At 71.1% G+C, this 10,557-nt stretch carries 10 protein-coding genes and 1 pseudogene; 10 read left to right on the forward strand and 1 reads right to left on the reverse strand.

The features are described 5' to 3' along the window. Positions 1-33 precede the first annotated feature (33 nt). The 9 genes from P2P98_RS10195 (at position 34) to P2P98_RS10235 (ending at position 8,190) form a co-directional block, all read left to right on the forward strand. On the forward strand, positions 34-2,016 hold the full coding sequence (locus P2P98_RS10195) for a primosomal protein N' (RefSeq protein WP_275799568.1): 1,983 nt from the start codon (positions 34-36) through the stop codon (positions 2,014-2,016). A 47-nt stretch (positions 2,017-2,063) separates the two neighbouring features. Next, positions 2,064-2,981 carry a methionyl-tRNA formyltransferase gene (fmt, locus tag P2P98_RS10200; RefSeq protein ID WP_275799570.1) on the forward strand — a complete coding sequence of 306 codons (918 nt, stop codon included), beginning with the start codon at positions 2,064-2,066 and terminating at the stop codon, positions 2,979-2,981. Beyond that, complete coding sequence (locus tag P2P98_RS10205; RefSeq protein WP_275799572.1) at positions 2,978-4,351, forward strand: transcription antitermination factor NusB; 1,374 nt, start codon at positions 2,978-2,980, stop codon at positions 4,349-4,351. The genes fmt and P2P98_RS10205 overlap by 4 nt, the downstream gene beginning before the upstream one ends. Before the next feature lie 36 nt (positions 4,352-4,387). Further along, complete coding sequence (rpe, locus tag P2P98_RS10210; protein WP_275799574.1) at positions 4,388-5,059, forward strand: ribulose-phosphate 3-epimerase; 672 nt, start codon at positions 4,388-4,390, stop codon at positions 5,057-5,059. Positions 5,060-5,351: 292 nt separating this feature from the next. Beyond that, positions 5,352-5,615: a phosphoribosyl-ATP diphosphatase gene (locus P2P98_RS10215; RefSeq protein WP_275799576.1), complete on the forward strand. Its 264-nt coding sequence runs from the start codon at positions 5,352-5,354 to the stop codon at positions 5,613-5,615. A gap of 46 nt (positions 5,616-5,661) precedes the next feature. Next, positions 5,662-6,504: an ATP phosphoribosyltransferase gene (gene hisG / locus P2P98_RS10220; RefSeq protein ID WP_275799578.1), complete on the forward strand. Its 843-nt coding sequence runs from the start codon at positions 5,662-5,664 to the stop codon at positions 6,502-6,504. After that, complete coding sequence (hisF, locus tag P2P98_RS10225) at positions 6,504-7,268, forward strand: imidazole glycerol phosphate synthase subunit HisF (protein ID WP_275799580.1); 765 nt, start codon at positions 6,504-6,506, stop codon at positions 7,266-7,268. Before hisG ends, hisF begins: the two co-directional genes overlap by 1 nt. Then, the gene (gene hisI, locus P2P98_RS10230; protein WP_058597766.1) at positions 7,265-7,603 is read left to right on the forward strand and encodes a phosphoribosyl-AMP cyclohydrolase; all 339 of its coding nucleotides are present in this window, start codon (positions 7,265-7,267) and stop codon (positions 7,601-7,603) included. The genes hisF and hisI overlap by 4 nt, the downstream gene beginning before the upstream one ends. Further along, the gene (locus tag P2P98_RS10235) at positions 7,603-8,190 is read left to right on the forward strand and encodes a Trp biosynthesis-associated membrane protein (RefSeq protein ID WP_275799582.1); all 588 of its coding nucleotides are present in this window, start codon (positions 7,603-7,605) and stop codon (positions 8,188-8,190) included. The genes hisI and P2P98_RS10235 overlap by 1 nt, the downstream gene beginning before the upstream one ends. 205 nt (positions 8,191-8,395) lie before the next feature. Here P2P98_RS10235 and P2P98_RS10240 read toward each other — a convergent pair whose 3' ends face one another. After that, the gene (locus P2P98_RS10240; RefSeq protein WP_275799584.1) at positions 8,396-8,695 is read right to left on the reverse strand and encodes a hypothetical protein; all 300 of its coding nucleotides are present in this window, start codon (positions 8,693-8,695) and stop codon (positions 8,396-8,398) included. A gap of 10 nt (positions 8,696-8,705) precedes the next feature. Between P2P98_RS10240 and P2P98_RS10245 the strand changes: the two are divergent. After that, a pseudogene (locus P2P98_RS10245) lies at positions 8,706-10,557 on the forward strand (carboxypeptidase regulatory-like domain-containing protein); the annotation flags it as partial.

Consider the following 10,557-nt stretch of genomic DNA (forward strand, 5'->3'; position numbering starts at 1 on the left):
GAGCGACGTCAGCGGCGCCGAGAGGGTGCGCTCGTGAGTGAACGTCGCGTTGCACGCGTGCAGCTCGAGTCTCCCGTGCCGCAGCTCGACCGCCTCTTCGACTACGCGGTGCCACACCCCCTCGTGGCGGATATCGCCCCGGGAGTGCGGGTGAAGGTGCCGTTGCGCTCCGCGGGACGCATGATGGATGCCTTCGTCGTCGATGTCGTCGCGGACGACGGCACGGAGCGCCCGCTGTCGTCGGTCGAAACCGTCGTGTCACCGATGCCCGTGCTCCCGGAGCGGCTCTATACGCTCGCCCGGCGCGTCGCCGACCGCGCCGCAGGTTCGGTGAGCGACGTGCTGCGCCTCGCCGTGCCCAAGCGCATGGTCCGCGCCGAGAAGGCCTGGGCCGCTGCGCCACCACCCCAGACGCCCGAGGTCGTCCCCGCCGCGCGCGAGCGGTCCGCGGCCCTGATGAAGCCGTACCCCGGCCTCGCCGACGCCCTCGACGGCGGCGAGCGCCTCGCTCTCGACGCACCGCCCTACCCGCACCCCGAGCTCCCGCGCGGCGCCTGGGCCGATCTGCTCGCCGCAGCGGCGGTCCACACCCTGGCGCGGGGCAAGAGTGCCGTCCTCGTCGTACCCGACTACCGTGACCAGGCGCAGCTGCTCGCGGCGCTGAGCGAGCTGGTGACTCCGGATGCCATCGTCCGAGACGACGCGGATCAGTCCGGCCCCGCCCGCTACGCGCAGTACCTCCGCACCCTGGCGCCCGTGCCGTGCATCGTCGTGGGCCGTCGTTCCGGCGTCTACGCTCCGGCGCACGACACCGGCCTGGTGGCCATCTGGGACGACGGCGACTCCCTGCTGTCGGAGCCGCTCGCCCCCGGTGTCCATGCCCGCGACGCCGCTCTCGTCCGACAGGAGCTCGAGGGGTCGGCCCTCGTCTTCGCGGGCCACACCCGCACCACCGACGTCCAGCGTCTTGTCGACGTCGGGTACGTGCGCGAGATCGCTCCCTCTCGACGCGTCAGCCCGCGCGTGGTTCTGAGCGCCACGCGTGAGGGGGAGCAGCGTCAGGCGCGCGTGCCGTCGTCGGCGTTCGCGGCCGCGCGCGAGGCGTTGCAGAGCGGTCCGGTGCTCGTGCAGGTCGCACGGCCCGGATACGCCCCGTCCCTGGTGTGCGCGGACTGCCGTCGTCCCGCCCGCTGTCAACACTGTGCAGGGCCCCTGCGAGCCGCTCGGCCCGGTGCCGTCCCGGTCTGCGCGTGGTGCGGGCGCAGCGCGCATGCCTGGACGTGCGGGCACTGCCGCTCGACCAAACTGCGCATGGCGTCCTCCGGCAGCGAGCGCACCGCCGACGAACTGGGGCGCGCGTTCCCGAACACCCGCGTGATCATCGCCGACGGCGCCCACCCCGTCGCCGAGGTCGACGGCCATCCCGCCCTGGTCATCGCCACCCGCGGAGCCGAACCGATCGCCCGCGGAGGCTATCGCGCCGTCATCCTGCTCGACGGCGACCGCATGCTCCAGAACGAAGCCCTTCGCATCGGCGAGAGCTGCCTCCGCTGGTGGTCGAACGCCGCAGCTCTGGCCGCACCGGGGGCACCGGTCCATCTGGTCGGGGTGGCCGGCCCGGTCGCTCGCGCATTGGCGACGTGGACGCAGCCCGCGTACGCCCGCGCCGAGCTTGCGGACCGGGTACCGCTGCGGATGCCTCCCGCCGTCCGTGTCGCGAGCGTCGACGGACACGCCCGCAACGTCGACACCCTTCTGTCGTCGCTGCGCGAAACGGTGCCCGACCTCGACCCACTCGCGATCCTGGGTCCAGTGGACACATCCGAATCGCCCGACGTGTCGACCTCTCGCGCGCTGGTGCGTTTCGACTACGCGCACGGCAAGGCTGTGGCCGAGGCGTTACGCGCCGGCGTCATCGCCGACGCCCTCCGCGCTCGTACCTCCCGCAAAGATCGCGGACCGAAGCAGCGCAGTACGCTCAGAGTTCGTCTCGACATCCCCGAGCCCGACCTCTGAGCGGCGTGCGACCCCGTCCGTCCGCTCCCGAGAGTCTGAGGAGACCCATGCGCCTCGTCTTCGCCGGCACCCCCGCCGTCGCCGTTCCCTCACTGCGAGCCCTGGCATCCGGCCCGCACGAGATCGCGGCCGTCGTCACCCGCGGCGACGCCCCCCTCGGACGCAAACGCGTGTTGACACCGTCACCCGTCGCGCAGGCGGCCGTCGACCTCGGCCTCCCCGTCATCAAGGCCGACCGCCTCGACGCCGAGACGACCGAGCGCATCACCGCGCTCGAGCCGGACCTGGGAGTGATCGTCGCGTACGGCGGGCTCGTGCGGGAGCCCCTGCTGACGACCCCGACGAACGGGTGGATCAACCTGCACTTCTCGCTCCTTCCGCGGTGGCGAGGGGCCGCGCCGGTGCAGCGCGCTCTCATCGCGGGCGACACGGTGACCGGCGCCAGCGTGTTCCAGCTCGTGGCCGCCCTCGACGCCGGCGATGTCTTCGCCGAGGAGCGCTACGAGATCCCCGGCGACGCGACGGCGGCCGAGGTGCTCGACGACCTCGCCGGAATCGGCGCTCCGCTCCTCGCCCGGGTGGTCGACGCCATCGCCGGCGGCACGGCCGTCAGCGCACCGCAACAGGGCGAGCCGACCCTCGCCCCCAAGCTCACGCTCGAGGATGGTGCGCTCGATTTCACACAGGATGCCGATGTCCTCCTGCATCGGATCGCCGGGGTCACGCCCGAGCCGGGCGCGCACACCACCCTCGACGGCGCGCGCTTCAAAGTGCTGCGCGCCGTGAGCACCGATGAGCCGCCCCTTCCGCCCGGCCGGGTCACGGCATCCGGCAAGAACGTGATCGTCGGAACCGGATCCCGCCCGCTCCGCCTTGTCACCGTCCAGCCGGCGGGTAAGGGGGCGATGGCGGCGGGCGACTGGTTCCGCGGTCTGCGGACGAGCGAGCCGGTGCTGGGCGCATGAGCGTGCAGGGAGCGCGCGCCGTCGCGTACGAGGTTCTCCGGGCGGTCTCGGGTGACGAGGCGTACGCCAACCTGTTGCTGCCGCACGCGATCGTGCGGGCGAACCTGGATGCCAAGGACGCGGGCCTCGCGACCGAACTGACCTATGGCACCCTCCGGCGCCGGGGGACGTACGACGCGATCATCGCCCTCGCCGCCGACCGCAGCGTCGAACGCATCGATCCCGCCGTGCTCGACGCCCTGCGCCTCGGCGTACACCAGCTGCTGTCGACCCGTGTCGCCTCGCACGCCGCCGTGAACGAGTCGGTCGAACTGGCGCGCCGTCACGGGGGAGGGAAGGGCGCCGCCGGCTTCGCCAACGCCGTGCTGCGGCGCGTCTCGCGCGATACCCCGGGCGAGTGGATGGACCGCATCGCCGCGGCCGCGCGCAGCGACGACGAGCGCATCGGCGTCACCACCTCGCACCCGGTCTGGATCGTCCGGGCCCTGCGCCGCGCGCTCACGGCCGAGGGTCGTGCCGACGAGCTCGCCGAGCTGCTCGATGCCGACAATGTCGCTCCGCGGGTGGCGATGGTCGCCCTCCCCGGTCTCGCTGAGGCCCCCGACGACGCCACGGCCGCGCGCTTCGCCCCGACCGCGTTCACGACGCACGGCGGGGGAGACCCCGAGGGTCTCATCCGCGCGAGCGAGGGACGGATCCGCGTGCAGGACGAGGGGTCCCAGCTCGCCGCGCTCGCCCTGAGCCGGGCGCTGCCGGTGCGGGACGGCGAACGCTGGCTCGACCTCTGCGCGGGCCCCGGCGGGAAGACCGCCCTGCTCGCGGCGGAGGCCCTCGCGCACGGGGCGCAGCTCGATGCGAACGAGATCGCGCCCGCGCGGGCCGGACTGGTGCGGCAGGCCGTGGCATCCGTTCCCCTCGACGTGCCGGTCAGCGAGGAAGACGGACGGCAGCGCGCCGCGCGGAGTCCCGAGCAGTACGACCGCATCCTCGTCGACGCGCCGTGCACGGGCATCGGTGCGCTCCGACGTCGGCCGGAGGCGCGGTGGCGCAAGGTCCCGTCCGACGTCCCCGACCTGACCGCGCTGCAGCAGGAGCTCGTCCTGGCCGCGTTCGAGGCGCTCAAACCCGGCGGTGTCGTGGCGTACGTGACGTGCTCGCCCCACCTCGCCGAGACCTCGGGCGTTCTCGCCGAGGTCAAGCGCACCCTCGGGGACGCTGTTGAAGAACTCGACGCCCGGGCCGTCGTGCGTTCGGTGGCGCTGCACGAGATCGACCTCCCCGACCAGGCGGACGGCTCGCTCCGCGCGCAGCTGTGGCCCCACCGGCACGGAACGGACGCGATGTCGATCGCGCTCCTCCGCAAGCGTTGACATCATCTCCGGGCGGCGCACGCACATAATGGTCGGGTGCCTACCGACGCCCCGCGCATCAATCCGAGCATCCTGGCCGCCGACTTCGTGAACATGGAGGCCGAGCTCGCGCGCATCGCGGGCGCCGACTTCGTGCACGTCGACGTGATGGACAACCACTTCGTGCCGAACCTCACGTTCGGGCCGCAGATGGTGGGGCGCATCCAGGAGACGAGCCCGGTCCCGCTCGACGTGCACCTCATGATCGACGACCCCGATCGGTGGGCGCCCGCGTACGCCGAGCTGGGGGCAGCATCGGTGACGTTCCACCTCGAGGCCGCGGCATCCCCGATCGCCCTCGCCCGCCAGCTGCGGTCGATCGGCGCGCGGGCGGGTGTGGCTGTGAAGCCCGGCACTCCCGTCGAGAACCTGTTCGACTCGCTGAACGAGTTCGACCAGATCCTCGTCATGACCGTCGAGCCCGGGTTCGGCGGCCAGTCGTTCATGCCCGAGACCATGCCGAAGCTGCGTGCCCTCGCCGACGAGGCGAAGCGCCGCGGATCGAGCGTGTGGCTCCAGGTCGACGGCGGCATCGGCGAGTCGACGATCGCCCAGGCCGCCGAGGCGGGCGCCGACACGTTCGTCGCGGGATCCGCCGTCTTCGGCGCCGACGACCCCGACCGGGCGATCGAGTCGCTCCGCGCCGCGGCGGCGCGCCACCGCCACTGACGCGCGCCACCGCCCAGTGAGGCGAGCCAGCCCCCACTGACGCGCGCCACCGCCACTCACGCGCGCCACCGCCGCTGAGGCGCGCCACCCGCCCATAAACGCAATCCACACGCAGAAACACGCTCTCCTCGCGTTTCTGTGCGCAGACAGCGTTTATGCGCGCCCGCGGCAGCCTCGCACCATCGCGAGCGCACCCGCGCCTCTGCCCGTCGAAGGCACGCGAAGGGATGCCACGACCCCGGCGAACCGCCCGCGGACGGCCCCACCCCCGCCGACCCGATACCCTGGAAGCGTGAAGACCTTCGACGACCTGTTCGCGGAACTCAGCGCCAAGGCCGTCGAGCGACCCGAGGGCTCCGGCACCGTCGCACAGCTCGACGCCGGCGTGCACACCATCGGCAAGAAGATCGTCGAAGAGGCCGCCGAGGTGTGGATGGCCGCCGAGTACGAGTCCGACGCCGCCGCGGCCGAAGAGATCTCGCAGCTGCTCTACCACCTGCAGACCCTCATGCTCGCGAAGGGCCTGACGCTCGAGGACGTCTACCGACATCTCTGAGCCGCTCTCGCCTCCCACTCGCTCACGAACCACGAAAGCCCCCGTCATGCTGCGAATCGCCGTGCCGAACAAGGGGTCGCTCGCCGAGACCGCCGCCGAGATGCTCTCGGAGGCCGGGTACACCGGACGACGCGACTCGAAAGACCTGTACACCGTCGACCCCGTCAACGAGGTCGAGTTCTTCTACCTCCGCCCCCGCGACATCGCGACCTACGTCGGCTCCGGCGCGCTAGATGTCGGGATCACGGGCCGCGACCTCTTGCTCGACGCGCGCATGCCGGGCGCGCGCGAGGTCGAATCGCTCGGCTTCGCCGGCTCCACCTTCCGCTTCGCGGGCCGTCCCGGACGCTTCACCGACGTGCAGGACCTCGAGGGTCTCCGCGTCGCGACCGCCTACCCGGGCCTCGTCGACGCGTTCCTCGACGAGCGCGGCATCGCGGTCGACATCGTGCCCCTCGACGGCGCGGTCGAATCCGCCGTCCAGCTCGGAGTGGCGGATGCCGTCGCCGACGTCGTCTCGACCGGCACGACGTTGCGTCAGGCGGGGCTCGAGATCTTCGGGCCGGTGCTCCTCGAGAGCGACGCCGTGCTGATCTCGGGACCGAACGAGGCCGACGGTACCGAGACACTGCTGCGGCGCTTGCGCGGGGTGCTCGCCGCGCGCAAGTACGTGCTCGTCGACTACGACCTGCCCGCGAACCTCGTCGACCAGGCCATCGCCGTGGCCCCGGGTCTGGAGTCCCCGACGATCTCGCCGCTGCGCGACCCCGAGTGGGTGGCCGTGCGCGTGATGAGCCCGCGCCGCGACGTCAACCGCGTCATGGACGAGCTGTACGCGATCGGGGCGCGCGCGATCCTCGTCACCGAGATCCTCGCCGCGAGGCTCTGATGACCCTCGCGCGCCGCGTCATCCCGTGCCTCGACGTCGCGGGAGGCCGCGTCGTGAAGGGCGTGAACTTCCTCGACCTGCGCGACATGGGCGACCCGGTCGAGCTGGCGAAGCTCTACTTCGACCAGGGCGCTGACGAGGTCACCTTCCTCGACGTCACCGCCACGGTCGACGAGCGGTCGACGACCTATGACGTCGTCCGCCGCACCGCCGAGCAGGTCTTCATCCCCCTGACCGTCGGTGGGGGAGTGCGTTCAGCCGATGACGTGGCCCGGCTTCTCGCCGTGGGAGCCGACAAGATCGGCGTCAACTCCGCAGCGATCGCCCGCCCTGCGCTGATCGATGAAATCGCCGACCGCTTCGGCGCGCAGGTCATCGTGCTGTCGCTCGACGTCAAGCGGGCGGCATCCACACCCTCCGGCTTCGTCGTGACCACCCACGGCGGGCGCACCGAAACGACCCTCGACGCGCTCGACTGGGCGCGCGAGGCCGTCGAGCGCGGAGCCGGAGAGCTGCTCGTCAACTCGATCGACGCCGACGGCACGAAGCAGGGCTTCGATCTCGAACTCGTGCGTCTCATGCGCCAGATCGCGGCGGTCCCGGTGATCGCCTCCGGCGGCGCGGGCGCCCTGGAGCACTTCGCCCCCGCGGTGCAAGCCGGTGCCGACGCCGTGCTCGCGGCATCCGTGTTCCACTCCGGTCAGCTCACCGTCGGACAGGTGAAAGACGCCATGGCCGCCGAAGGAATCGAGGTGCGCCGATGAGCGTCGACCGCGTCACGTACAACGCCGACGGCCTCGTCCCCGCCGTCATCCAGCAGTTCGACTCGCGCGAGGTGCTGATGATGGGGTGGATGGATGCCGAGGCCCTGAACCGCACGCTCACCACCGGCCGTGTGACCTTCTGGTCGCGCTCGCGTCAGGAGTACTGGCGCAAGGGCGATACGTCGGGTCACATCCAGATCGTCAAGGGTGCGCGGCTGGACTGCGACGGCGACACCCTGCTGATCGAGGTCGACCAGGTCGGCGCGGCATGCCACACGGGTGACCACACCTGCTTCGACGCCGACGACCTGCATCCGGTCGTGGGGGAGCGCTGATGCGGCGTCCCCGCTCGCTCGCCGTCGTCGCGATGCTCCTCGCCGGGGCGATCGGCGTCATCGGATCGACCCAGACCTGGATCGACGTCACCCTCGACGACGGCGCGCAGCAGACCCTCGCCGTGCCCGGCTCGGACGCCCTCCCCGTCCTGACGCCCTTGAGCCTGGCCGCGCTGGCGCTCGGTGCCGCGTTGTCGATCGCAGGCCCCGTCGTGCGGTACGTCTTCGGCGCCATCGGCCTCGCGATCGCCGCGCTGACAGGTTTCGGCGCCGCGCAGATCGTCTTCGCGACACCCGTGTCCGCCACCGCAGCGACGGTGACCGACGCCACGGGGATCTCGGGAGTGGATGCCGTCGGCGACCTCGTCGCGGGACTGTCGCTGACCCCCTGGCCCGCCGTCACACTGGTGGCCCAGATCCTGCTCGCCGCCGCCGCCGTCTTCACCCTCGTGACCGCGCGTCGGTGGGGGTCGAATGCGGGCCGGAAGTACCGCACGACCGGCGACTCCGCGGCGGAAGCCTCGCGCCCGCAAGACGCGATCGACTCGTGGGACGATCTGTCGCGCGGGGACGACCCGACTGCCTGAAGCATTCTCCGCCTGAGTGTTGAATTCAGACTTGCTGTGATTTAGCTGAACACGATAGCTTTGCGCCAGGGATCCGGCCGGTGCGTTTCGCGGCCTGATCTCCGGGCGGGGCGCTACCCGAGCGCGGACCCGCATATGGGGGAGTCAGCATGCGCGCGCGCCGCTATCCGTACGTCCACTTGCGTCTACGAGGGGCACGCAACAATCACCGCGCCGCTGCGGCGATGCTCATCGCTGTCGCGCTCAGCATGGGGAGCGTGCCCGCCGCCTGGGCTGACCCGACACCGTCGCCGACGTCGACCGTACGCACGAATGCCGCAGCCTTCACCGTGACGCCGAAGCCGACCTTCACCGGGTCGATGACGGTGGGCTCGAAGCTGACCGCGGTCACGGGGACGTGGAAGCCCGCGCCGGACTCGTTCGCGTACCAGTGGCGACGCAACGGAACGCTGATCGCCGGTGCCACCGCCCCGACATACAAGCTGGCCGCCCAAGACGCGGGCACGAAGATTACCGTGACGGCCATCGGCATTAAGACCGGGTACCCCCGCACCTCGGTCACGAGCGACGCCAAAGCGGCCACGACGGCCTCATTCACCACAGCGCCCGCACCGACCATCACCGGGAAGGCCGCAATCGGCTCGACTCTGACCGGCGCGACAGGGACGTGGACGCCGACGCCCGGCACCTTCACCTATCAGTGGAAGCGGGGCGGGGCAGCGATCTCGGGAGCGACCGCGACGACGTACCGCGTGGTCGCCGCAGATGCGGGAGCATCGATCACCCTGACCGTGACGGCGTCGGCTCCCGGGTACAGGACGACGGCTCGGACCAGTTCGGCTGTCGCGATTCCCGCACGCACATTCACGACGACTCCCGTTCCGACGTACAGCGGCAAGATGACCGTCGGATCGACCCTCACGGCAGCGCCGGGCACCTGGGCACCGGTGCCCGACTCCCTGACGTACCAGTGGAGCCGCGACGGCGCTGCAATTACGGGGGCGACGTCCCAGACCTACACGATCGCCCCCGCGGACAGCGGCAAGAAGATCACGGTCACCGTGACGGCCCGCAAAGCCGGCTACACCCCGGCGTCGAAGACCAGCGCCGCGCAGACCTCGGCTCCGGCTCCCTTCACCAGCGCTCCCTCCCCCTCGATCACCGGCACGGCGAGCGTGGGGTCGACCGTTCGGGCCGTGACCGGCACGTGGGCACCCGTGCCCGCGACATTCGCCTACCAGTGGAGGCGCAACGGAACGGCGATCGCCGGAGCGACCGCATCCACGTATCGGGTGGGGACAGCGGATGCCGGGACCCGGCTGAGTGTCAGCGTGACGGCGTCAGCTCCGGGATACGTGACGACGACCCGCGTCAGCTCGTCTACTTCGGTGCCGACGTTGACGTTCGCAACCGTTCCTGTTCCGACGTTCTCAGGCACACCGACTGTCGATTCCGTGCTCACCGCTTCCACGGGGTCGTGGGCACCCACGCCCGACTCCTACACGTTCCAGTGGAACCGGGGCAGCAGCCCGATCGCCGGCGCGACAGCGTCGACCTACCAAGTCGTCGCGGCCGACGTGGGCTCTGCGATCACCGTCACCGTGACAGCACGCAAAGCGGGTTACACCGCTGCCGCGGCGACCAGTACCGCGGCGACGGTGGGCGCGGCGACCTTCACGAGCGCCCCGACGCCTGCGGTGACGGGGCTGGCCCGCGTGGGGGGAACCCTGTTCGGCGTAGTGGGGACCTGGGCACCCCAGCCGAGCAAGCTGACGTACCAGTGGACGCGTAATGGCATCGCCATCCCGGGCGCGACGTCGACCGCCTATCTCGTGACCACGGAGGATCGCGGCGCCCAGCTGCGATTCACGGTCACGGGGTCGAAGGCCGGATACACGACGCTGAAGCGGATGAGTGCCGCCCAGACGGTTCCTGGCGTCTTCTCCTCCACCCCGACGCCGCGCATCTCCGGCACGATCGAGATCGGCAAGACGGTGACCGCCTCGACGGGAACGTGGACTCCGACCCCGGACTCGTTCGGCTACCAGTGGAAGCGCAACGGTACAGCGATCAACGGCGCGACATCGAAGACCTATGCGATCACGCAGGCTGACGCGGGAGCCAAACTCACCGTCACGGTCACCGGCATGAAGGCGAACTACGCTTCGACGAGCAAGACCAGCACGGATAAGCTCGTCCCGTCGACGGTGATCGTGCGCGTGACGAGCGACATCGTCGCGGACACGACCTGGGCCCCGACATTCCCGACGGTGTACGTCGTCTCGAAGGATGTCTCGGTGGCTCCCGGTTCGACGCTCACGATCGCGGCGGGCACTGTCGTAAAATTCGCGGAAAACACGACGTTCA

The organism is Microbacterium sp. Kw_RZR3, from assembly GCF_029222405.1.
In the GTDB taxonomy this organism is placed as follows: Bacteria; Actinomycetota; Actinomycetes; order Actinomycetales; family Microbacteriaceae; genus Microbacterium.

Bases quoted from the DNA above. Each gene is read 5' to 3' on its own strand.
- hisI (WP_058597766.1), top strand. From the start codon at position 7,265: ATGAGCGTCGACCGCGTCACGTACAACGCCGACGGCCTCGTCCCCGCC.
- hisG (WP_275799578.1), top strand. From the start codon at position 5,662: ATGCTGCGAATCGCCGTGCCGAACAAGGGGTCGCTCGCCGAGACCGCC.
- fmt (WP_275799570.1), top strand. From the start codon at position 2,064: ATGCGCCTCGTCTTCGCCGGCACCCCCGCCGTCGCCGTTCCCTCACTG.
- hisF (WP_275799580.1), top strand. From the start codon at position 6,504: ATGACCCTCGCGCGCCGCGTCATCCCGTGCCTCGACGTCGCGGGAGGC.
- P2P98_RS10235 (WP_275799582.1), top strand. From the start codon at position 7,603: ATGCGGCGTCCCCGCTCGCTCGCCGTCGTCGCGATGCTCCTCGCCGGG.
- P2P98_RS10205 (WP_275799572.1), top strand. From the start codon at position 2,978: ATGAGCGTGCAGGGAGCGCGCGCCGTCGCGTACGAGGTTCTCCGGGCG.